The organism is Natrinema pallidum DSM 3751, assembly GCF_000337615.1.
In the GTDB taxonomy this organism is placed as follows: domain Archaea; phylum Halobacteriota; class Halobacteria; order Halobacteriales; family Natrialbaceae; genus Natrinema; species Natrinema pallidum.
Map to the genome: position 1 here is coordinate 36,369 of NZ_AOII01000110.1, position 22,879 is coordinate 59,247.

Genomic DNA, 22,879 nt, shown 5'->3' on the forward strand with positions numbered 1-22,879 from the left:
GGGTCCGGACCCAAGAGCGCTGACCGCGGTGACACTCTATTCTCGGCTGTCGTCGTCCTTGCCTGGCCGGACTGCTGGTGTGATTTGCCTGCCTTCGTCGGTGGAACCGTCGGCACTGAATCGCTCGATCAGGTCGGCAATCGAGATGTCGCCATCTTCGAGAGCCACGACCTCGGTGTCCGTCAGCCGCACGGAGACATCCCACATCACCGCCCTGCCGAGCAGGAAAGTGAGAATCCACTCGCCGTCGCTCTCCAACAGGATGTGAGAATATGGCTCCCGGTCAAGCACTCGCATCAAGTGCCCGCTCGTGCTTACGACGTGAAAACCTACGGTTTTACCAACCGGATGCGGAGCAGGGCGTAAACGTAGGTGAATCGAACTGCCTTGAACAAGGCAGTCGCAACTTCCACAAGCAGAGGAGAGGAGGAGTCGAGACGACAACGGGTTTATCCGGTCGATGATGCGTAAGCTTAGCCGGGTCAATGAGTGAGCACTGCTTCGGATCGCCGTTCAAACGGACGGTCTTGTCGTACTATCGACCAGATAGGTGAGTTTCTGCGACGTCCGGCAGCGGTTACCACTCGGACGCCTCGCCAGCCTAGACTGAACGCTTACCCCTCATTCCGGCCCTTGTTCAACAGCGGCAACGAGTTGACAATCAGGAAAGCTACCCCTTGTTGCATCTCGAGACAACGCCCCCCACGTGGCTCGTCTTCGTAGTCGTCGCGGGGCGTGAGCGACTCTCCGCGGAGATCAAGACGGTGAACCGCTGTACGACGTGGTTTGGGAACCGACGTGTTCCCGGAACGAGCAGCGGACGACTGTTTTCAACTGTTCAGTGGTCGCCAATTTAGTGACTCGACGTGTGGGCTTCGCATCTCCGATCGGACCGACACACCGTTCTGCCCCACTGCATCGGCGATCCACTGCGGGGGCATGGATAGCATCCCATCCGGAAGCTCATCCGTGTCGAAAAATTCGACCTCGAGCGCCTCATCTCGATCCGCTTCGAGCGTGCCGGTCTCAATAGTACACTGATACCAATTCGCTACGAAGTGGACCGTCTCACCGGCTCACGGCGGAGATACGTCGCCGCCGTCGACGCCGAGGTGACGATCGCATCCGCACCCGCTTCAATGCCGAGGTCACGGAGGTCGGCAACGACTGCCTCCCGCGTCGGTCGCGGATCGTTCGTGAGAAACCGGATTCGCTTGTCGCGTTCGAAGAGCCGATTGATGCTCGTGACTGCCTCCGGGAGCGCATCGTTCCCGGAATAAATCACGTGCGTCAAGGTCGAAAAAGGCTCGAAGTGGTCGGCAAGCACCATGGCTATGAACTAGTATTATCGACTCAGATCCGTTTCCGTCGTCCGAAACACTGTCTCCGGTGTGGCTGTAAATAGCATCCCCGAACCGACCACGAAGACGAAGGCGAGTAGAGCAAGCATCAGAGGTGGGCTGAACATATCGGCCAGGACACCACCCACGGCGCGGAACGCGATCGCAGCTACGCCGCCGCCCATCGAGACGACGCTGAGAACAGTAGCTCGCCGCCGGTTGCGCGTCCGATCGTTGACGATACGGCTCTGGAACGTCTGGCTGACGTGCCAGATAGCTTCCATCCCAACGAACGCTGGGACGGTTGCGGCTGGGACCACAGGAAGACTCACGAGGCTTCCAGCTAGTAGAAGCGGTCCTAAGAGGAACCAACAACGGACCCCAAGGGTTTGCTCGATCCGACTGGTGAGAGCGCTCGCTCCAGCAGCAACGATATTGAAACACGCATACAATGCCCCAACTGCGGCAACGGAGAGTCCGACCTGATCACCGGCGACGATTGGCTGAACGAAAGTTCGGGTAACCTCGACGAGGCCGAACAGGAGAACCGTGTATCCGACGAAACTCCGCATCCCTGGCTGTTTGAACGCCGCTGTCAGTTCTTGGCGTGTCGTCGAGAAGAGCCATGACTCCGACCGGGATCGCCCTTGGCCGTCGGGGACCGTCGGAAACGACAACACGACAGCTGAGTTGACGGCTAATAAACCAGCAGTAAGGAAGAACGGAGCGACGAGTGATTTCGTATAAAGGACTCCCCCGATGACTGCAGTTATCGCAGTTGCGGCCAATTTGACTGCTCGCCCACGGCCGCGAACATGAGTGTAGGCATCGGCAGTGCCAGACCGTCCGAGTACACTGTACAGCCAGGCATCGGCCGTCCCGGAACGAAATGTGATCCCGACTGCCCATGCGGTAAGTGCCAGCGCGAACGAGAGCAGAGTCCGAGCGAATGCGAGTCCGCCAACTCCACCAGCCGTTATGAGTGCAGCGATGAACAGACTCCGCCGTCGGCCGATGCGATCACCGATATATCCGGTCGGTATCTCTGCGAGAACAAGCACTGCCCAATATAACGCACCGAGAAGTCCAATATCCGTATAGGAGAGCCCACGAGCCTGTAGAACGAGAACCCAGACGGGAGCGATGAGCCCCTGCGTTTCGGTGAGCGAATAAAGGTAATATCGCCACCGAACCTCTTGCGATTGCATCCGATTGTTCTTTCTCAGGTGTCGTATTATGATTGGCGACCTGATACGGGTCGAAGGAATAACTGAGAGACTGCCGTCGATCAGTCGCTGTCCAGTGTGGTCTTGGAAGACCTCTCTCAGTTGCTCTGTTGAATAGATACTAGATCGCGGTTACAGGACCTCACACACCGAGTCTATGTTGGTGAGAGCGAACAGCAGAACAAGTTGACGGAACTTGCGATACCAGTCCAGCGCCCACACGGCGACGCCGTGCGAGTGCTTCGTTCGAGTACGAAGTTCTACCATCCAGCGCTGAGAGCAGCTTGTGCCCGGATGAGAGCGTTGTTTACGACTGCATTCGATGATGATCCGCGGTAGCGAACGAGAGACTCAACAGCAAGCACGGAGGGTTCGTACGCAGTGTGCCAGTCCTGGAACCCCTTGTCCGCAGCAATGGCTCCCACAGCCACATGCAACGGTAAAGGGCTGAGAGCTAGGTTCGATTCCCGGATTTGCAGGAACCGAGGAACGACGAGGCGCTATACCAACAGTACGGAACTTACCAGCAGTGCGATCACGATCCCCGTCAGAAACGCGGAGACTGTACGCAGTGTAACGTACTGCGACACCTGCTCAACGCGTTTTTCGTGGGCACTTGTCTCGATGCCGAACTCTTGTTCGGCACACGTTAGGCACCACTGCTCAACCACTGGGGACGTTGAATCTGTACCGGTGACCCCGACATGAGGTTGGGGGTCGGACCACTCCCCAATAGTCGCACCAACAACGACGTCCACGGTCGCGGCTTCGTAGACTTCGCGATCGCAGTATGGCGACTCGCACCGAATCGTCGCTGTGCTCGAGTCTTCGCCGGGCATTGCCTCCTCACTCGCCAGCCGCTGGGTCTCTTTGCTCACTGGTTTTCACCTCGATTGTCTCGAGGAAGGCCTGTTCGTCGATTTCGTCGTTCACGTAGGCACGAAGTGCCGATTCGACTACATACACCTTGACGTTGGCTGGGGAGATGATGAGTGTCGTCGGTTCGGCCCCTTCGGTTTCGATCAATTCGGCGTACTCCGTGGCGATATTGTTGTACTCACGTGTGAGCGCATCGCCGCTCGAGGCATTCCCCTGGTAGTCCATCACGATCTCCCCGGACGGTGTGATGAACACGCGGGCATCTGGATAGAACTCGGTAATATGCGTGTAGAACGCCTCGGCGAGTGGTTGGACAGCCGCCACCTCCTCAGGAGGGTCGTCAACGGCAGGGCTGTCGGACTCGTTCGTCGGCGTGTGGGTTTGCTGGCTGTCAGTCGTGCTGTCGCCAAGCACCGTACACCCTCCGAGGGGAACAGCGCTGACTGTGGCAAGGAATGCGCGTCGATTCATGAATTGAGTGTGAGAAGGGGCAGTTAGTTTTCGGACTCGTTCTCGTCAACCTCGTCGGTCAGCGTGACCGGTGTCTGGATGTTCTTCGGCTCCTCCGAAACGACATAGAGCCCGTTCCACTCGACGTAATGTCCGTCAGTGGTAAAGAAGAAGATTGCAGCTCCATTCGAGCCGTACGAGCCATCCATCTGAGGCGACTCGACGAGCTTCCAGTTAGAGCCGTTCGGACCAGCCGCGCCATTCCCCCCGTCGTACTTTGCGTCAGGGACCTTGACGAGTTGGCGGTCGTTGGTCAGCTTCGAGTTGACACTCGAGACTTTCCCCTGTGCGGTATAGTACGAGACGACCTTCCCGTCGTGAGACATTAGGTACACGTGATGGACATTATTCCGGTCGTTGAGATACTTGTACCGGTCGATTAGGTTCTGGCGCTCGAGCGAATTGTCCATCTGGAACGGCGGTTGCGCACGGATCAATCCCTGCTGGTTTGATTCCGTCACTCCGATCTCGTAGAGGTAGCTCCCACCGTAGTCCGTGGATCGCTCGGTGTTCGTATCGGTGGCGAGATCGTCAGCTGACTCGTCGCCGGCCGACGTGTTATCTTGAAACACACTACAGCCCGCGAGGGCGATCATTCCGACGACCGCGAAGATCAGGACGAGTTTTTTCTTGTTCATGAATTAGCTTTCGACTTTGTCTGGTAGTTCGTCGCACTGGTTCGCTTCGGATGGGGTCCCGTTGATCGAGTTCCCGTTGGGGCCGGTGTCTACGGGCTGCTCCGCATCACCACTTCCCGGTGGCCCCTGTATCGCGAACCGATCATCCACCTTATACGGCAGATGGCATTTGAACAGTTCTTTATTAGCCATATCCGACTGTGCGTTGTAGTCGGCGACCAACTGCTCGAGTTGGTTCTGGTTGCCGGTGATTCGTTCGTGTATCCGGCCGTGGCGCGTCTCTGCGGTTCGACTCCAGTTGTTCGGATCGTCACCGTAGGTCTCGTGGAACGACTCCTCTTCGTCGTAGGCGTTCTCGACTTGGTTCCGCTGCGCTTCGATGTCGTGGTACATCTGGCGGAACTCCTCGTACTGCTGGATCGCATTCTCGGCGTCGTACGTCTGCTCGACTGTTTCCTGACCAGCGTCTCGTTGCTCGAACCACGGGAGGAAAGGGAACCAGAGGTACGAAATGACATTCAACACGATAAAAAATGCCAATATAGCGGCTATGATCCCCACCCAGTTTCGTCCCTGACTATGTTTCTTGCTCATATTTCGTGATAGTTCAATCGGTTTTATATTTCCGTCTATACTGCACCATATGGAGCGACATCTTATAATTTTCTCTTCGTGATGAAGAATAAAGACAATACATCACATGGATCATACTTAAGGATAGGCGACTCATACTGTGATAGTGTGTCAAAGGAGCCGGAAGAACCAACCCCCCAGCAGGTACTCCAGGAGATGAATCCCTGCGAGCCGTATACCGTCTCTGATCTTGTCGATCGATTCGAGGATGCGTCGCGGTGGACGATTCAGCGGCGGCTCGATACGCTTGTCGAAAAGGGTGACGCTTCCAAAAAGAAGCACACGAAGAATCGAGTTTCGTGCTGGATTCCGTAATAGCTGCTGTTCCACGGTTCCCCACGACGGGGTCGCCGTCCGTTCGTTCTCCCACGATTCTTCTAAACCCGCCGTATAGCTTTCGCTGACCAGGTCTGCGAGCCTCAATCGACTCAACGTTACGACCTGCTCACTTCTCAAACTGATTCAACTGGACAGTACAAGAAACACCGATCCAACAACCGCTGAAACATGATTACAGAGCTACGTCTACCGCTGGAACTAGCCAATCCGAAACGGTGCCGCGAGACTCCGCACAAAATATTTACCTACCAAACTGGGAAATATTGTATGCAACGGCGACAGGTCCTCTGTCTACTCGGTTCTAGTAGCGTTCTCGGCACAGTCGGCTGTTTGAGTGGTACTGATCCTGAACCGGCAGGACGGGACACTGAATCGGACCCCACAACGACTGCACCGCAGTCACCGGCAGCCACGTCACCCACGACGAACTCCTCGCGTGTTCGCCAGTGGGCGAAAGAAGCCGACTCGAGAGGACCTGTACGCCCCGACGGCGAGCCGGTCAGCGTCGACCGGACCATTACTGACGACCCGGGCTACGAACAGGACAATGTGGAATACTTCCCACAAAACGAGACCGTTCGATATGTGAAGCGCATGAGTGGCGGCGAGCCCGCCGCGTACGATACCTGGTCGTTCGAGGAGTGGGGCAGAATTGAAAGTGCCGAAGTGGGCGCGACTCGAGCGCGGACAGTGACGGCCCGCAAACTCGGCGTGGAGGAAGTCGGAAGTGGTATCTCGAGTCCGCCGGACGAGGCAGAGACCGAAGGACTTGTTAGTACGGTCGAGATCTCGAAGAGACTCAGCCGCGATGGTGACGTTGTACGTTGGCCTGTGGCAACGTTTCCGGACCTCAAAAAGGCGGCACCGAGCTCGGTCGATGTGACACTGTCAATCGAGGGCGACACCTTCTCCCGAAGGGTACCGGTATACGTAAGCTACAGTATTATGCACTACGATTAATAGGATCGCGTGCGGCGCGACTGGAATGAATTCGAGTCGAAAGGACGCATCATTGCTATCCTCCGAAGTTGTGATAGCGAAGACCACTAGTTCACTCCGGACGGTCCACTCACCGAGGCTTCTGTCCAAACACGAATCGGTGGGTTCTCGAATAAAACGGCTCGCGTGACGGAACCTGGTGAATGGATTGTGACCCATATGATCAGATAGCCGACTATACCAGCCAACGGGTACAAGTAAATTTGTATAAATTCAATTCAAATAGTTTTTGTAGCGCTTTCCCCGAGATAAGGTATGCCACCGCAACAATCAGCGAGTGGGACGGCAACGCTGGAGAGTTCTCACACGGAAATGAGTGAGATTTTGATGCCGAACGACACGAATAACCTCGGACGGGCTCTCGGCGGTTCCGTCCTCCATTGGATGGACATTTGCGGAGCGATTGCCGCTCGACGGTTTTCTAATCGGCAAGTAGTTACCGCTGCAATGGACCACGTTGATTTTATCGCTCCGATCGAGTTGGGAGATATCGTAACGATCACTGGCTACGTTTTCGAAACCGGTCGGACACGTATGGACGTCAAAGTCGATGTACAGGCTGAACGGCCAACAGCGGAAGAGACCGACGACGCAGCTACCTCGTTTTTCAGTTTCGTCGCCCTCGATGCGAGCGAAACGCCGACGCCTGTTCCGGCGCTTCACTGCCCGACGGAGGCCCAGCGAGAACTGCGTGACATCGCACTCGAGCAACGGCAAAAGCGTCGACGAAATCTCGCGTGAATGTGTTCTAACTGATGAGTGGTGAGACTGGTGCCGCGTTGTTCTCGGGTCACAGAACCAGTCGCTTTCCCCGGCCCGGATAGTACAAGTGAATTTGTACTACATCAAGCTAGTTGGGAAAGTTTATATGTGTTCCACTGACACCAGCTATTGCGGCTGAAACCGAGAGCCCCCACATGGGGGAGAGTGAGAGGAGAGACCAGTGACAACTATGAACTGTCCGGACTGCGGGAACGAGCGAACACGCGTCATCGATACGGCGACCAGTACCGACGGAACCGCCATCAGACGACGCCGCGAGTGGCACCGACGTTCGCTCCGATTTACCACCTCCGAACGTCCGGAGTGGGTCTCCCCTCGAGTGAAGAACCGCGACACCGGCACGGGCGCGTACAGCCGGGTTGTCTCAGCCCACACGGAAGTATCCGAACCCGAAACGTGCCGTCGCGAACGTGAGACAGCCCTCGGTGTTGAAGCCGACGGGTCCGGATCAGCGATAGGAGCCGACCGATCACCTCACACATGAGCCAGCAATCCACCGCAACAACACCCGAAATCCGGTCGATCATCGACCGGGCACGCACGGACATCGAAACGAGTCTTACCGCAACGGACTGGGACGATCTCGTCACCGAAATCGAACGGAACCTCTACGACGACGCAGCTACCGACGAGGTGTACCAGGCCGCGATTCAAGCACTGACGGCGCGCATCGAGATCGAACCGAAACTCAAACGCGTCGCAGCCGGCGTCTTCCGACAGCGATACTATCGCGAGATACTCGGCGAGGACCTGACCGGATTCGACCTCGACCGCGCATACCGTGAGACGTTCGTCACGAACCTCCAACGCGCCGTCGATCTCGACCTCCTCGACGAGCGCCTCCGCGAACGGTTCGACCTCGACGATCTCGCCGACTACCTCGAGCTCGATCGAGACCGGAAGTTCGAATATATGGCGATGGAAACCCTGTACCAACGGTACTTCCGGAAGACCGAACAAAACGGAGACCGCCTCGAACTCCCACAGGCGTTCTGGATGCGAGTCGCGATGGGGCTCGCAATCGAGGAAGATGACCCACAAGAGCGGGCCAAGGAGTTCTACGACGTTCTCTCGAAACTGGAGTTTACACCCTCGACGCCGACGCTGTTTCACAGTGGCTCGACCCATCCCCAACTCTCGTCGTGTTACCTAACGACGGTACAGGACGACCTCGAGAACATCTTTGAGTCGTACAAACACCACGCCCAACTGTCGAAGTGGAGCGGCGGGCTTGGCAACGACTGGACGAACATCCGGTCGGCGGGCGCGCTCATCGAGAGCACCGGTGTCGAATCGACCGGCGTCGTTCCGTTCCTCCGCATCAGCAACGATGTCACGGCGGCCATCAACCGCTCGGGAAAGCGCCGCGGTGCTGCGTGTGCATACCTGGCCTGCTGGCACCTCGATTTCCCGGCGTTTATCGACCTCAAGCGAAACACGGGGGACGAGCGTCGCCGCACGCCGGATATGAACACGGCTGCGTGGGTTCCGGATCTCTTCATGAAACGCGTCGACAACGGTGAACAGTGGACGCTGTTCAGCCCCGACGAGGTCCCCGACCTCCACGATCTCTCCGGTATCGAGTTCGAAGAGCGCTACCGCGAGTACGAGACGCAAGCGGAAAACGGCGACCTCAGACAGTACGAACGCGTCGATGCCGAGGAACTCTGGCGGAAGCTACTCACGCGACTGTTCGAAACCGGCCACCCGTGGCTGACGTTCAAAGATCCGTGTAACGTTCGCTCGCCGCAAGATCACGTGGGCACGATCCACTCATCGAACCTCTGTACCGAGATCACGCTCAACACGAGCGCGGACGAACACGCCGTCTGTAACCTCGGGAGTGTCAACTTCGCGACCCACGTCTCGGACGGCGAACTCGACCGGGAATACCTCGCGGAAACCATCGAGACGGCGATGCGGATGCTCGATAACGTCGTCGACCGCTGTTTCTACCCAACCGACGAGGCCGAACGGTCGAACATGCAACACCGCCCGGTCGGGCTGGGAACGATGGGGTTCCACGATGCGCTGATGCAACTGAACGTTCCGATGAATTCCGAAGAGGCGCTCGAGAAGGCCAACCGCTGGCAGGAGTTCGTCTCCTACCACGCCGTTCTCAACTCCTCGAAACTCGCGGCGGAGCGGGAGCCGTATCCCTCCTACAAGGGCTCGAAGTGGGACCGCGGCCTCTTTCCACAGGACACTGTCGACCTCCTCGAGGACGAGCGGGGTCGTGAGGTGCCGACCGAGCGCGAGGAGACACTTGATTGGGATGTCGTCCGTGAGCACGTCGCGGAACACGGGATGCGGAACTCGAACACGATGGCTATCGCCCCGACGGCGACCGTATCGACGATCAACGGGACGACACCGTCGATCGAGCCCCTGTACTCGAATCTCTACGTCAAATCGAACATGTCGGGCGAGTTCACGATCATCAACGACCAACTCGTCGACGACCTGCGTGAAGCTGGGTTGTGGGATACCGAACTGGTCGACCGTATCAAGTACCACGACGGCTCGATTCAGGAAATAGATGCCATCCCGGACGAGTTGAAGCGACTGTACCGTGGTGCTTTCGAGATCGACCCGCGGCAGCAGCTTCGGTTGACCGCCCACCGGCAAACGTGGATCGACCAGTCCGTTTCACATAACGTCTTTTTCCCGTCCACCGATGGGTCCCTTCTCACCGACGTATACGAGACTGCGTGGGAACTAGGTCTGAAGACGACCTACTACCTCCGAACGCTCGGGGCGTCCCAGATCGAGAAGTCCACGCTGGACATGTCCGAGTATGGGAAGACACAGCGACGGGACGGATCGTCGTCAGACCTCGAAGCCGGCGAGAAGCATCCTGCCGACGAGGACGAACTCTGCAAAGTCGAGGACCCGACCTGCGAGGCTTGCCAGTAACACGCACGACTTACGTTTACAACCACTACAACGATGCCGATCATCAATAATGACGCCGAACACGACCCGAACAAAATACTTCCGATCGACTACGGATGGGCTCGCGAATACTACGAAGCCGGCGTGAACAACAACTGGGTGCCCGAGGAGATTCCGATGCAGGACGACATCACCCAGTGGAACGGCGACGCCCTTTCCGATGCCGAGCGACAACTCATCGAATGGAACCTGGGGTTCTTCTCGACGGCCGAATCGCTGACAGCTAACAACATCGTGCTCGCGGTGTACGACCACGTTACTGCCCCGGAATGCCGGCAGTATCTGCTCCGGCAAGCGTACGAGGAAGCCATCCACACGGATACGTTCATCTACTGCTGTGACTCGCTCGGATTCGACCCCGAATACCTCTATGGAATGTACGACCGCGTCCCATCGATACAGGAGAAAGACGAGTTCGTGGTCGACTTGACGCGGGTACTCGACACGGACGGCTTCACCATCGAGACGGATGAGGACCGACGCGATTTCCTCCGTGATCTCGTCGGCTTCTACGTCATCATGGAAGGCCTATTCTTTTACGCCGGCTTCGCGATGATGCTCGGACTAAAACGCCAAAACAAGATGGTTGGCGTCGGTCAACAGTTCGAATACATCATGCGCGACGAGTCGCTCCATCTGGGATTCGGAATCGATCTCATCAACCAGATTCGGGCGGAACATCCCAGCGCGTGGACCGACGAGTTCGGTGACGAAGTGATCGATCTGATAACCGAAGCCGTCGAATTAGAACAGATCTACGCCTACGAAGCCTGCCCTGACGGACTCCTGGGGATGAGTGCCGAGCAGTTCGCCGAATACGTCGAGCACATCGCCGACCGGCGACTCGAGCAACTCGACTTACCCGAACAGTACGGGACCGAAAACCCGTTCCCGTGGATGTCCGAACAGGTCGATCTGAACAAGGAGAAGAACTTCTTCGAGACGCAGGTAACGGAATACCAGAGCGGCGGCAGCCTCGAGTGGTAGACCGGACGGCCGGGCCGTCGCCGGCGACGGCCCGATAAGAACCACGTGTCGCTGAGCGTTGTCGTCGCAACTGCTGCTCGGCGACTCGAGCAGCCGGTTTTGTTTCACAACACCGAGTGCCGCGTTGGCGTGGGACCGTCTCCGATCGGAGTTTGTCATATACAAACCTATATGCCGCGGTGAACACATGAACGACATGCACGCCGACGACTCGGCCGGTTCTCCCCGCCGGATCAAATCCATTCAGACAGCGAGTGCCATTCTGGAAGCGATCCAATATCTCGAGACGCCGACGTTTACCGATCTTTGTAACGAAGTCGATATTTCGAAGGGGACGGTCCACACGTATCTCGAGACGCTGGAGAACGAGGGGTTCATTACGAAATCGGGGAAGGAGTATCGGCTCGGGGTACGGCTGGTAACGATGGGTGAGAGCGTCCGAAATCAAACCGACATCTACCGCGCGGGTCAGGACGAGGTGGAAAAACTCGCGGAGAAGACGGGTGAGTGGGTCCATCTCACAGTCGAGTGTCAGGGACAAGAAGTAACGCTCTACGAAAGTAGCGGCGACAGGGCGATCGCGATGGATTACCACCTTCGAATGCGGGAGTCACCACAGTACCTGTACCACACGGCGGCCGGAAAGGCGATGCTCGCGTGTTTCGACCGAGACCGGGTCCGGGAGATCGTCGACCAACAGGGGTTCGTCCAACGAACCGAAAAGACGATCACCGATCTCGAAACGCTGTTCGATGAACTCGACCGGATCCAAGCCCAGGGATACGCGGTCAACGACGAAGAGGAAGTACGGGGAATGCGCTCCGTCGGAACCGCGATCACGGGAACCGACGCCACCGTCTGTGGGGCGATAAGCGTAACAGCACCAACCAGTCGTCTTTCGGGGGACTACTTCGAATCCGAGATTCCCGAATTAGTAATGGAAGCAGCCAATATCATCGAGGTGAACCTCGAGACGGCCGGCGTCCAGAAGCCACGCTAAGTTCGGGAGCCGCGTCAAAAACGGAGTTTCTCACGGATCGTCGACGGCACTTCCGCCGTGAGCGATAGCTGCGGTACGTCGGCCGACCGCGCTATGGCCAGAGTCCGCGGGCCTCCTTTGCCTCGCCGATGCGGTTGAGCGCCACGACGTACGCCGCATCCCGCCAGCTCATGTCACCGGCATCGACTTCCGCCTTCACGTCGGTCCACGCGTCGAGCATCGCCGACTCGAGTTCGTCGTTGACCCGCTCTTTGGACCACGTTCGGCGGTTGATATCCTGGAGCCACTCGAAGTAGGAGACGGTGACACCGCCGGCGTTCGCGAGAATGTCGGGAATAACGTGTTTACCGCGCTCGTGAAGGATCGTATCCGCGGTCGAGGTCGTCGGGCCGTTTGCGCCCTCGACGATGATGTCGGCCTGGATTCGATCCGCGTTGTCGGCCGTGATGACGTTCCCGATGGCAGCCGGGATGAGAACGTCCACGTCCAGTTCGAGGAGTTCCTCATTGGAAACCGTGTTCGAACTGTCGTACCGCATCACGCCCTCCGGCTCCTCCTTGTGGGATGGAACGTCCTGTGTCTGCAGTCCGTCGGGGTCGTACAGACCGCCGTTGACGTCGCTGACGGCAACGATGTCCGCGCCCCACTCGTCGAGCAGGCGGGCAGCGTTCGCACCGACGCTCCCGTACCCTTGGACCGCGATCGACACGTCGTCAAGGCTCTCGTCGTAGTACTCGATCGCTTCCCGCGCGACGATGGCGACGCTCCGCCCGGGGGCTTCCTCGCGACCGTAACTCCCGCCGATGACGGGTGGTTTGCCGGTGACGACGCCGGGAATCGTTTCCCCTTCCTGCATGCTGTACGCGTCCATGAACCAGGCCATCGTCTGTGCGTCGGTTCCCATATCGGGTGCGGGGATGTCCCTGCTGGGACCGACCTCGTCTCGGATTTCTTCCGCGAACCGTCGGGTGAGGCGCTCTTTCTCGTCGTCGCTGAGTTCCTTCGGATCGACGACGATCCCCCCTTTCCCGCCGCCGAACGGGATATCCATAACAGCACATTTCCACGTCATCCACATCGCGAGGCCGACACACTCGTCGGCGTTGACTTCGGGGTGATAGCGGAGCCCGCCCTTATAGGGGCCGCGAACGTCATCGTGCTGTGCTCGATACCCCGTAAAGACGTCGACGGAGCCGTCGTCCCGCTCGAGCGGAATGGAAACCTCGACGACTCTGGTCGGGTGTTTGAGGCGTTCGATGACGCCGTCGTCGACATCGGTCCGGCCCGCAGCGGTACGGAGCTGCCGACGAGCCGTTTCGAGAGGTGATTCGGTCGTCGATTCGCTGTCCGATTCGGAGTGGGTGGTCTGCTTCTGTGTCATTATTGAAGTCGGGTGGTGGTGTCGAGAGTCGTGATCGGCCGGCAACGGGCGTCGCGAACGCGTGGGCGCGTGCCCGGATCGTGTCGACAGAGCCGCGCGATCATCAACTGGCTACTCGGTTACGATTCGACGTGATCGATCGCGTCGTCGAGGAGATCGACGGCGATGTCGAGTTCGCGCTCGCGAACGTCCAGCGGCGGGAGCAGTCGGAGCGTCTTTTGCCCGCAGCCAAGCGTCAGTAGCCCTCGCTGGAGGGCAGCGTCGACGACCGCCTCCCGACGGTCTTTCGTATCGAACTCGACCGCGGTCATCAGACCGAGTCCGCGAACGTCGACGACCGTCTCGGGATGACTCTCCTGCAGGTCCTCGAGCTGACCCAGGAACCGCTCGCCGGCCTGTGTCGCGTGGCTGAGGAGGTCGTGTTCCCGTATGGCCGCGACCGTGAGCGTCCCCTGAATCGAGGAGAGGATATCACCGGCACCCCACGTCGATGAGATACGGCTCTTCTCCTCGGGGAAGATATCCGCGGACGAAATCGTCGCGCCGACGCGAAGCGCTTTAGCGCTCGTGATGACGTCCGGCTCGAAGTCGAAGTGGTCCGACGCCCACATCTCACCGGTCCGGCCGACGCCGGACTGAATCTCGTCGGCGATGAGCGGGATGTCGTGTTCGTCACAGAGGTCGTTAACCGCACGCATGAACTCCGGTTCCGGAATCTGGTAGCCACCTTCACCCTGAACCGGCTCGAGGATGAGGAAGGCGACCTGTTCGGGAGGGATGTGACCGTGGTCGGGGTCAAGTTTCTCGCGGAGGCGTTCGACGCCGGCCATGCTGTGGGGGACGTCGTGGATGCCGCTGAGTTCGGGGAAGTCGCGACGATGAACGGATTTCGACCGGTTCAGCGAGAGCGTCCCGAGCGTGCGCCCGTGGAACGCGCCCTCGAACGTGAGTCCGTATTTGGGCTGCTCGCAGTTATCGTAACAGATCTTCATCGCGTTCTCNGCCCGTGGAACGCGCCCTCGAACGTGAGTCCGTATTTGGGCTGCTCGCAGTTATCGTAACAGATCTTCATCGCGTTCTCGACCGCCTCGGCCCCGGAGTTCGACAGGAAGACCGTATCCATCCCGTACTGCTCGGTGATGTCGGTCAACGTGTCCATGAGATGGGCGGGGCCGGGGAGTTCCGTGTCGTCCGGCGTTCCGCCAGTGCTGACGTAGAAGTCCTGTCCCGCGATTTTCAGCGGATCGACCAGGTCGAACTCCCGCAACTTGTCCATCAGTTTCGGGTTGTTATAGCCGAGCGGAGCAGCAGCGACGTGGCTCGTAAAATCGAGCAGAACGTTGCCGTCGGGGTCGGTACAGAACGGACCGACCGCATCCTCGGTGATGTCCCAGACGAAATCATAGACGTACGTGCTCGTTGCTGCCGCCTCGCTGTGAAACTCGACCCACTCCTGGGCCTTTGGTCCCGGTAATTTTTGGACTGTTGGCTCAGCTTTTTCTCGCTGCATACACTGTCCTGTCGGCTACCACAATATAAATATTTCGTACAATACCCGCGTGTCGACGCGGGGGAAACGGAAACAGATATTTGAGATTATCAAAACAATTCGTACGTAAGCATCTGTCGGTCGTCGATCACTCCGGTCCGGAACGAAGGACAGCCATTACAAGCATATGTATGTATAAGTTCGGGCGGATAGGCTTATCATCCGACCACAACAACATGACTACGGGTGAAAATCGACGGTCACCGGAGGGAATCCCTTTGACAGTCCCGAACGGGTCCGTACGCGGATCAATGCGGAACGAACGAGACCGTCAATCGATGGTTGTGGCTCCGTTCGTCCGGTATTCGTTCCGGTCGACGTAACACGGTTCCAGCCATCGAATCGATCGCTCGGCCCGCGACTGATCCGGGTCCAATAACAGGTGTCACAGTCACACCGCATCATCGGTTCGGTGCCGAGGGGACTTCCGCGAATCGTGCGGAACGGTTCCGGAGCAGCGGCGGGTACGCCGAGATCCGCTTCAGCGGGGAGCAGGAGAACGAATATCGTTGTAGACGAACCCGGGAACTCGAGAACAGCGGCTAGACGTGGAGCAAGGAGGAACAACAGCAGAAACCACGGACCAGCCACAACGGGTCGTCGGTCGAACGGAAACGATACCAGCCGTACACCTCACCGTATACCTGCTGGCGTGACGGCTGGGCGATCGGCGTGTCACATGCTTCAGAGAGAGACCCGCTTTTCCATCGGACGACGATTGTACGGCCGGCCGGAATAGCAGTGCGCGTTCCGTTTGCCCCCGTACCGATCGGATCCGTCGCTGATCACAATCCGTTCGAACTAGGCCGTTACACCGCGAGACGCCCAGGTCGACAGCAGAACGCGACTCGAAACGCGGACTCGAGCAGGCAATACCGGCCCGAGTTCGTATACATCAAACAAGTATCCCGGCCATGCTGGCCGGGCTCTCGACGGACTCGACCGTGAATCAAACAGTCGATTACACATATATGATTGTAACAGCCCCATGTAAACAAGCCGTGTTTTCCCGTATCGAAGCGGAACTGGCAAGACGACAAGCAGGCGTCGCCGCGTTCGACAGGCCCGACGATGCAACGGATTGTGAGTGTATCGGAGACCCCACAAGCGTTCCGAAACGAATTGACAGCCGTGTCCAAACCCGGTTTCCGACCGTCACGCGGCCCGGCCTACGCTCTCGTCGCTGTCGGCATCCCTGACTCCCGCTCCGAAGAAGGCAACCGGTGGAGAGTGGAAGGCGAACTGCACCGGGATCGTTTCGAGAACTGGTGCGATGGAAACTCGAACCGAAGCGATAGCGAACGTCCGCGGTTCGCTCGAGCAGGTACCGGTCCGAGCCGAGCACGATTCCCGCACGGAACGAACGGAACGCACCAGCCCCTGAGAGTGGGTTTCGCACCGTCTAAGTGCACCTCCACAACCCATATATTTATTCGGTATAGTCAAACTAATTGGTGCCCTATCATGAGCTATGGTATCATAGGGACAGCGACGAGACGGTCTGCGAGAGCACAAGATACATAAACTATCATTGCAACCGTTGAACCGGCATGCATTGTCAACCCTACCCTTACGCAGCGGCTATACTGACGAGTGGGTCTCGAGGAACGGCTACGTGGACCGCGGAAGCGTCCGGATCTCGCTTGGTCTGTAGCGTCTGAGAACAATGGAATACGATATTCAACTCTTCGAAGATCTCGATCCGGACGCGCGTCCCTCGTTGGGAGAGGCGCTGATACCGGTCGCGGGAATGCTGACGTTCCTTGGTATTGGAATCGGAATATACGGGCTCGATCCGCAGTTTCCCCTGTTCTGGGGCATCACGTTTACCGGGTTGTTTAGTTACTACTGGCTCGGCGTCTCGTGGGACACGTTGTACAATGGGATCTCCCAAAGCCTCCTGATGGGGCTGCAGGTGGTGTTCATTCTCTTTATCGTGTATGCGCTCATCTCCACGTGGATCCACGCGGGAACGATTCCCGCGATGATGTACTACGGGCTGAGTCTACTGACTCCCGCAGTGTTCCTCCCGATGACCGCGGTGATAACGGCGGTTATCACGTTCGCCATCGGGTCCTCGTGGACGGCAGCGGGGACGCTCGGCGTCGCCTTCATCGGAATCGGCTCCGGGCTCGGCCTCCCTGCACCGATGACGGCCGGAGCGATCCTCACTGGAGCGTATACGGGTGACAAGCAGTCACCGCTGTCGGACACGACGAACCTCGCAGCAGCCGTCACCAACACCGATCTCTACGACCACATCAACGCGATGCGGAACGGAACGACGCTCGCGTTCGGGATCAGCGTCATATTGTTCGCGATCCTCGGCCTCCGTGCCTCCGGGTCCATTCCGGCCGATCGAGTCGCCGAGATACAGACGGCACTCGCCGGCACGTACACGATCTCACCGCTCGCGTTCCTCCCGATCGTGGTCACGTTCGCGCTCGCGATATACGGCATTTCCGCGATACCTGCCCTCGGGACGGGAATCTTTGCCGGCGCGGGGACCGCGCTCGTGCTACAAGACACGGGCTTCGAGCAGATCTGGACGGTGGCCCAGAGCGGTACGAGTCCCGAAACCGGACTCGAGGTCGTCAACGACCTCCTGGCCAGCGGCGGAATGGTCGGCGGCTCGTGGGCCGTGACGATCGCCATTTCCGCGCTCGCACTCGGCGGAATGTTCGAAAGCACCGGTATTATCGCCGTCCTCGCTCATCATCTCGGCCGCCTGAGCCGTAGCGTTGCAAGCCTGACTGGCGTGACCGCGTTCTCGGCCGTGTCGATGAACATCCTCGCCGCGGAGCAGTACGTCAGCATCGTCGTGCCGGGGATCACGCTACGGAACCTGTACGAAGAAAAGGACCTCAAGAGCGAAAACCTCTCCCGAGCCATCGAATCGTCCGGGACGGTGACGAGCGCGCTCGTCCCGTGGAACAGTGGTGCCGTCTTCATGGCGGGAACGCTCGGCGTCAGCACGTTCGAATACGCGCCGTACTATTTCCTCGGCTTTCTCTCACCCCTGCTACTCATCCTGATGGGTATCACTGGGTGGAACATTACCTACAAGGAAGCGGCAGACGCGGAGAGTGCCGCAGTCGAGCACGCCGAGACCGTCCCGGCCGAGCGCGAGTAAGGCTCGCCCGGCCGTTCGACGCGGCTCGATATTCTACCCCGACTTACCGCACGTCGTCGAATCCGATTCGTCCGAGCGTCGTCGCCGCCGACTCGAGCGAGAGAGCGGGGCGTTCGGGACGAGCCACGCGTCGCACCCGGATAGCGACACCGTGTCCAGTATCGAATCGCCTCGCATCGGAGCGGGCTCGAGAAGCGAGTGCAGCAGTTCAGTCTAGGGGTATATTCGGCCGGGGCGCAGAGGCGTTCGTCGCCTGATCTCGCGTCCATGTCCTCCGACCATCGCGTTTCGATTTCGGAGCGGTGAGGCTCGCCGTCCGCCGGGTTCGTTTAGAGACGCGTCGCTCGGAACGCGCGCGGAACGATCAGCACGGAGGTAGAAACGGCTCAGCAGGACGGCCCGACGCGCGACCCAGTGTTCGAAGGCGGAGACCGATGCGGTCGCTCGTGTGTGGTCCGTCGTCGGACCCGCAGGTGGCAGTCAGACGGTCGCGGTTCGACTGACGCTCGCGATCGCCTCGTCGAGGAGTTCCACGGCGATGTCGAGTTCGCGGTCTCGAACGTCCAGCGGCGGCAGCAGTCGGAGCGTCTTCTTCCCACAGCCAAGCGTTAACAGGCCGCGCTCGAGCGCGGCTTCCATGACCGCTTCACGTTGGTCGGGAGTCTCGAACTCGACGGCGGCCATGAGTCCGAGGCCGCGTACGTCCTCGAGGGCCTGGTACTCGTCCTGAAGGGGTGCGAGACGGTCGAGGAGCCCCTTGCCCTGTCGGTCGGCGTGATCGAGCAAGTCGTGTTCGTCGATCGCAGCGAGGGTGAGCGACCCCTGAATCGAGGAGAGGATGTCACCGGCACCCCACGTCGATGAGATGCGCGCTTTCTCGTCGGGGAACAGTTCCGACCGCGAAATCGTCGCGCCGACGCGAAGCGCTTTGGCGCTCGTGATGACGTCCGGCTCGAAGTCGAAGTGGTCCGACGCCCACATCTCACCGGTGCGACCGACGCCGGACTGAATCTCGTCGGCGATGAGCGGGATGTCGTGTTCGGTACAGAGGTCGTTGACGGCGCTCATGAACTCGGCGTCGGGGACCCGATAGCCGCCTTCGCCCTGTACCGGCTCGAGGATGAGGAAGGCGACCTGTTCGGGGGGGATGTGACCGTGGTCGGGGTCAAGTTTCTCGCGAAGACGCTCGACGCCGGCCATGCTGTGGGGGACGTCGTGGATGCCGCTGAGTTCGGGGAAGTCACGGCGGTGGACGGACTTCGACCGGTTCAGCGAGAGTGCACCGAGCGTGCGCCCGTGGAACGCGCCCTCGAACGTGAGTCCGTATTTGGGCTGCTCGCAGTTATCGTAACAGATCTTCATCGCGTTCTCNGCCCGTGGAACGCGCCCTCGAACGTGAGTCCGTATTTGGGCTGCTCGCAGTTATCGTAACAGATCTTCATCGCGTTCTCGACCGCCTCGGCCCCGGAGTTCGACAGGAAGACCGTGTCCATGTCGTATTTGGCGGTGATCTCGGTCAGCTTGTTCATCAGGTGGCTCTGTGCCGGGAGTTCGGCGTCGTCGGGCGTGCCACCGGTGCTAGCGTAGAAATCCTGCCCGGCGATCTTCAGCGGGTCCACGAGGTCGAACTCGCGGAGGTCGTCCATAATCTTCGGATTGTTGTAGCCGAGCGGGGCGGCGGCGACGTGGCTCGTGAAATCCAGCAGTACGTTGCCGTCCGCGTCCGTACAGAACGGCCCCACGGCGTCTTCGGTGATGTCCCAAACGAAATCATAGACGTACGTACTCGTGGCCGCCGACTGATGGTGGAGATCGACCCATTCCGTCGCGGTTGGGCCTGGCAGTTGCTGTACGGCTGGCTCCGCTGTTTCACGTTGCATACTCACACGCACGGAGACGAGTGTCTTAAAACTCGGGGTTTCAACAAAACAGTGACTTCGTGAGCGATGACGCGTGACTGGCGCGTGGGTCACTCCGGGAAGTCCCCGCTACGCCGTGTCGGTCGTCCCGACAGTAACCACTGAACGTCACGACACACCTGACCGCACGACGGGGTTGCAGTCAGTGTATCAATCGTTTCAGTGGCGACTATGGCAGCAGGTGCGCCAGTCGAACGGCCACCGAAGCGTTACGCGATCTGTTTGCCGAGGAGACTGGCGGCGAGTTCGGCCGCGACTTCCGCGGTGCGGTTATCCCGGTCGAGAATCGGGTTCACTTCGACGATATCGGCGGAGCGAAGCAGCCCCGTGTTGCTGTCCCGGGTGGCAACGCACTCGAGTGCAGCGTGGGCCTCCCTGTAATCGACGCCGCCGCGTACGGGGGTCCCAACGCCCGGTGCGACCGTCGGATCGAGCCAGTCGAGATCGAGGCTGACGTGAATCCCGTCCACGCCGTCGGTTGCGATATCGAGGGCGTCTTCGACGACGGCGGTGATACCCCGTTCGTCGATATCGTGCATCGTGAACACGGTGACGTCACTTTCCTCGAGAGCGAGCCGTTCGGCGTCGTCAAGGCGTCGTGCGCCGACGATAACGGTATTCGACGGGTCGACGGTCGGGGCCGCCGTCCAGTCGAGGTCGTCGAACTCGCCGTAGCCAGTGAGGGCTGCCAGGGGCATGCCGTGGACGTTGCCGCTGGGAGAGGTGTCGGGTGTGTTGTAGTCACCGTGGGCATCGAACCAGAGAACCCCGATGTCCGCCGCTCGTGCTGCGCCGCGGATGGTTCCCATTGCAGTCGCGTGATCGCCGCCGAGGGCGATCGGAACGTCGCCGTCCGCGATCGTATCGGCAACCTCGTCCGCGAGTTCGGCGGTAACAGCGGCGATCTCGTCGAGATACTTCGCATCGTCCGCCGTCGCCGGGGTATCGCACTGCTCGAGTCGGGGGACACGCAGGTCTCCGGAATCGGTGCACCTAACGCCAGCTGTTTCGAGTTCGGCAGCGATATCCGCATACCGGATGGCTCGCGGCCCGATGTCGACGCCGCGCCGATCCGCGCCGAGATCGAGCGGTGCGCCGAGCAGGCGAACGGTTCGAGTCGTCGATCGGTTCGGGTGGTCGGTCCTGGAGTCGGGTGGTGTAGTCATACTGTTGGGAAGAGTTGTCGATGGGTCCGTTTCGGTGGCAAGGCTACAGTCCTCGTGCCCTGCGCATCGCTACGTCGCAGCAACTTGGTGAGACGGACGGCAGTTCGCCACGAGACAACTCGTTTCTCGACCGCCGTCCGGATCGTCCGCTGGGGATCGAATAGGACTCCCTCACAGTCGTCATGGACGCGATCGAGCGATCGGTTCCGGCGGGTGAGTGCCGGAGCCACTCGACGTCGCTCACTGTCACACCGCCCGCGTTCGCGAGCGTGATGGGGACGGCTGGCGGGTACGGGTAGCGAATTTCCCGACGGTTACGAGCGGTGAGACTGCTGGGGACACGTCTCAATCACTCGGCTGTTTCGTGCCGTTGCTCCAGTAGCAGTTTCCGCATCTCGGTTCCGGGTCACAAGTATCAATGGCAGTGCCACATGCTGGACACCGTCGCTGGGTCGTAGCAGGCATGGTTCCGTGTATCGTCACGGTAACTCTACGGCAGCATATATACTCTTCGCAACTCGCGGACCGAGATCGAGACGGGTCAGCCGTCACGCTGTGCGGTCTCGAGGTTGACCTCGATGAGATTCGCGGTCTCCATGACGATTTCGGGGACAGCCGACCGAAACCGCTCGCCTTGCAACCGGCTGGCCGGTGCACTCATGCTCACTGCACCGAAGATGGAGCCGTCGGGAACGCGGATCGGTGCGCCGACGGCGCGCATGCCACGGATTTCCTCTTCGTCGTTGAGCGCATAGCCGTTCTCTCGCACCGTCTCGAGCGTGTCCCGCAGTTCGGCCTCGTCCGTGATCGTGTTGTCCGTCTGTGCCTCGAGGTCCTGAGTTTCGAGTATCCTGTCCCGACGGTCCGCATCGAAGTTCGCGAGCATCGCTTTGCCGGCGGCGTTGTGGTGGAGGTACTGCGGCGTCTCGCGCAGACGGAGGTGGTAGTCGGTCGCGATCGCGTATTCGCCGCGACTCTCGTAGAGGGTGACCTCTCGACCGCGTTCTTCAGCGACGAGATGTGCGTATTCCCCGGTGCGTTCGGCGAGTTCGTCGACTTCATCGTGGCCCGCCATGTACAGGCTGGTTTCGTTTCGTACGTGTTCCGCGACCGTGATGAACTGTAAGCTGAGCCGGTAGACGCCGTCCTCCTCCGTGAGGTAGCCACAGTTGTGAAGCGTCCGGAGATACGTGTGGACCGTCCCCTTCGTCAGATCGACTTCCTCGGCGATCTCCGTGAGCGTCCCCTCGTTGAGTCGTTTAATGACAGCGAGTATATCGTCAATCTTGTGGACCGATTTGATCTCCCGCCGACCGTTCGTTTCCTTTTCGGTTCCGAACATAGTCCGTCGTCTATAGCGCCGTCGCTTAAACGTTTGCATATATCAAACGGGTTTATTCGGACGCGAAACCGGAACCGACCTCGAGACGGTGCCGCAAAAA

The 22,879-nt window shown here is 59.3% G+C and carries 17 protein-coding genes and 3 pseudogenes; 7 read left to right on the forward strand and 13 right to left on the reverse strand.

All coding sequences use genetic code 11. The annotated features are described in order from the left end of the window. Positions 1-36 precede the first annotated feature (36 nt). The 8 genes and pseudogenes from C487_RS18360 to C487_RS21855 all read right to left on the reverse strand — a co-directional run. Positions 37-297, reverse strand: coding sequence for a hypothetical protein (locus C487_RS18360; protein ID WP_006187350.1), 261 nt, complete (start codon positions 295-297; stop codon positions 37-39). A gap of 754 nt (positions 298-1,051) precedes the next feature. Then, on the reverse strand, positions 1,052-1,285 hold the full coding sequence (locus tag C487_RS18365; RefSeq protein ID WP_161605729.1) for an HAD family hydrolase: 234 nt from the start codon (positions 1,283-1,285) through the stop codon (positions 1,052-1,054). Between the two features lie 60 nt (positions 1,286-1,345). Then, on the reverse strand, positions 1,346-2,548 hold the full coding sequence (locus C487_RS18370; protein WP_006187352.1) for an MFS transporter: 1,203 nt from the start codon (positions 2,546-2,548) through the stop codon (positions 1,346-1,348). 518 nt (positions 2,549-3,066) lie between these two features. Beyond that, on the reverse strand, positions 3,067-3,444 hold the full coding sequence (locus C487_RS18375; RefSeq protein WP_006187355.1) for a hypothetical protein: 378 nt from the start codon (positions 3,442-3,444) through the stop codon (positions 3,067-3,069). Beyond that, positions 3,413-3,859, reverse strand: coding sequence for a hypothetical protein (locus C487_RS18380; RefSeq protein ID WP_241431108.1), 447 nt, complete (start codon positions 3,857-3,859; stop codon positions 3,413-3,415). The genes C487_RS18375 and C487_RS18380 overlap by 32 nt, the downstream gene beginning before the upstream one ends. An 80-nt stretch (positions 3,860-3,939) precedes the next feature. Continuing rightward, complete coding sequence (locus C487_RS18385) at positions 3,940-4,593, reverse strand: hypothetical protein (protein ID WP_006187357.1); 654 nt, start codon at positions 4,591-4,593, stop codon at positions 3,940-3,942. Between the two features lie 3 nt (positions 4,594-4,596). Continuing rightward, positions 4,597-5,118, reverse strand: coding sequence for a hypothetical protein (locus C487_RS18390; protein ID WP_006187358.1), 522 nt, complete (start codon positions 5,116-5,118; stop codon positions 4,597-4,599). A gap of 450 nt (positions 5,119-5,568) precedes the next feature. Further along, positions 5,569-5,649, reverse strand: a pseudogene (locus C487_RS21855) (IS6 family transposase); the annotation flags it as partial. Positions 5,650-5,832: 183 nt separating this feature from the next. On the opposite strand from C487_RS21855, the gene C487_RS21630 reads away from it, so the two are divergent. The 6 genes from C487_RS21630 to C487_RS18415 all read left to right on the forward strand — a co-directional run bounded on the left by C487_RS21630 (position 5,833) and on the right by C487_RS18415 (position 12,289). Beyond that, positions 5,833-6,525 (forward strand): hypothetical protein, encoded by a 693-nt coding sequence (locus tag C487_RS21630; RefSeq protein ID WP_241431109.1) that lies wholly within the window; start codon positions 5,833-5,835, stop codon positions 6,523-6,525. 294 nt (positions 6,526-6,819) lie between these two features. Beyond that, positions 6,820-7,305, forward strand: a complete 486-nt coding sequence (locus C487_RS18400; RefSeq protein ID WP_049908276.1) for an acyl-CoA thioesterase — start codon at positions 6,820-6,822, stop codon at positions 7,303-7,305. A 211-nt stretch (positions 7,306-7,516) separates the two neighbouring features. Continuing rightward, on the forward strand, positions 7,517-7,831 hold the full coding sequence (locus tag C487_RS22120) for an NrdR family transcriptional regulator (RefSeq protein WP_394295591.1): 315 nt from the start codon (positions 7,517-7,519) through the stop codon (positions 7,829-7,831). Beyond that, complete coding sequence (locus tag C487_RS18405; protein WP_006187361.1) at positions 7,828-10,263, forward strand: ribonucleoside-diphosphate reductase subunit alpha; 2,436 nt, start codon at positions 7,828-7,830, stop codon at positions 10,261-10,263. Before C487_RS22120 ends, C487_RS18405 begins: the two co-directional genes overlap by 4 nt. Positions 10,264-10,296: 33 nt before the next feature. Further along, positions 10,297-11,289, forward strand: coding sequence for a ribonucleotide-diphosphate reductase subunit beta (locus C487_RS18410; protein WP_006187362.1), 993 nt, complete (start codon positions 10,297-10,299; stop codon positions 11,287-11,289). Positions 11,290-11,485: 196 nt separating this feature from the next. Next, the gene (locus C487_RS18415; protein WP_083864673.1) at positions 11,486-12,289 is read left to right on the forward strand and encodes an IclR family transcriptional regulator; all 804 of its coding nucleotides are present in this window, start codon (positions 11,486-11,488) and stop codon (positions 12,287-12,289) included. Positions 12,290-12,380: 91 nt separating this feature from the next. Here the strand turns inward: C487_RS18415 and gdhB are convergent, their stop codons facing one another. Together gdhB and C487_RS18425 are read right to left on the reverse strand one after the other, a co-directional pair. Beyond that, positions 12,381-13,670: a glutamate dehydrogenase GdhB gene (gene gdhB, locus C487_RS18420; RefSeq protein WP_006187364.1), complete on the reverse strand. Its 1,290-nt coding sequence runs from the start codon at positions 13,668-13,670 to the stop codon at positions 12,381-12,383. A gap of 119 nt (positions 13,671-13,789) precedes the next feature. Beyond that, positions 13,790-15,180: pseudogene (locus C487_RS18425) on the reverse strand (class-III pyridoxal-phosphate-dependent aminotransferase). Between the two features lie 1,705 nt (positions 15,181-16,885). Here C487_RS18425 and arcD point away from each other — a divergent pair. After that, on the forward strand, positions 16,886-18,352 hold the full coding sequence (gene arcD / locus C487_RS18430; RefSeq protein ID WP_006187365.1) for an arginine/ornithine antiporter ArcD: 1,467 nt from the start codon (positions 16,886-16,888) through the stop codon (positions 18,350-18,352). 480 nt (positions 18,353-18,832) lie between these two features. Here arcD and C487_RS18435 read toward each other — a convergent pair. The 3 genes and pseudogenes from C487_RS18435 to C487_RS18445 all read right to left on the reverse strand — a co-directional run bounded on the left by C487_RS18435 (position 18,833) and on the right by C487_RS18445 (position 22,779). Continuing rightward, a pseudogene (locus tag C487_RS18435) lies at positions 18,833-20,232 on the reverse strand (aminotransferase class III-fold pyridoxal phosphate-dependent enzyme). Between the two features lie 248 nt (positions 20,233-20,480). Next, on the reverse strand, positions 20,481-21,437 hold the full coding sequence (gene rocF, locus C487_RS18440; RefSeq protein WP_006187366.1) for an arginase: 957 nt from the start codon (positions 21,435-21,437) through the stop codon (positions 20,481-20,483). 541 nt (positions 21,438-21,978) lie between these two features. Then, complete coding sequence (locus C487_RS18445) at positions 21,979-22,779, reverse strand: IclR family transcriptional regulator (protein ID WP_006187367.1); 801 nt, start codon at positions 22,777-22,779, stop codon at positions 21,979-21,981. Positions 22,780-22,879 lie beyond the last annotated feature (100 nt).

What these genes read in the sequence shown, in the direction of transcription:
- C487_RS18415 (WP_083864673.1), top strand. Translation starts at nt 11,486, where the DNA reads ATGCACGCCGACGACTCGGCCGGTTCTCCCCGCCGGATCAAATCCATT.
- C487_RS18410 (WP_006187362.1), top strand. Translation starts at nt 10,297, where the DNA reads ATGCCGATCATCAATAATGACGCCGAACACGACCCGAACAAAATACTT.
- C487_RS22120 (WP_394295591.1), top strand. Translation starts at nt 7,517, where the DNA reads ATGAACTGTCCGGACTGCGGGAACGAGCGAACACGCGTCATCGATACG.
- C487_RS18400 (WP_049908276.1), top strand. Translation starts at nt 6,820, where the DNA reads ATGCCACCGCAACAATCAGCGAGTGGGACGGCAACGCTGGAGAGTTCT.
- C487_RS18405 (WP_006187361.1), top strand. Translation starts at nt 7,828, where the DNA reads ATGAGCCAGCAATCCACCGCAACAACACCCGAAATCCGGTCGATCATC.
- C487_RS18445 (WP_006187367.1), bottom strand. Translation starts at nt 22,779, where the DNA reads ATGTTCGGAACCGAAAAGGAAACGAACGGTCGGCGGGAGATCAAATCG.
- C487_RS18370 (WP_006187352.1), bottom strand. Translation starts at nt 2,548, where the DNA reads ATGCAATCGCAAGAGGTTCGGTGGCGATATTACCTTTATTCGCTCACC.
- C487_RS18360 (WP_006187350.1), bottom strand. Translation starts at nt 297, where the DNA reads ATGCGAGTGCTTGACCGGGAGCCATATTCTCACATCCTGTTGGAGAGC.
- arcD (WP_006187365.1), top strand. Translation starts at nt 16,886, where the DNA reads ATGGAATACGATATTCAACTCTTCGAAGATCTCGATCCGGACGCGCGT.
- rocF (WP_006187366.1), bottom strand. Translation starts at nt 21,437, where the DNA reads ATGACTACACCACCCGACTCCAGGACCGACCACCCGAACCGATCGACG.
- C487_RS21630 (WP_241431109.1), top strand. Translation starts at nt 5,833, where the DNA reads ATGCAACGGCGACAGGTCCTCTGTCTACTCGGTTCTAGTAGCGTTCTC.
- C487_RS18385 (WP_006187357.1), bottom strand. Translation starts at nt 4,593, where the DNA reads ATGAACAAGAAAAAACTCGTCCTGATCTTCGCGGTCGTCGGAATGATC.
- gdhB (WP_006187364.1), bottom strand. Translation starts at nt 13,670, where the DNA reads ATGACACAGAAGCAGACCACCCACTCCGAATCGGACAGCGAATCGACG.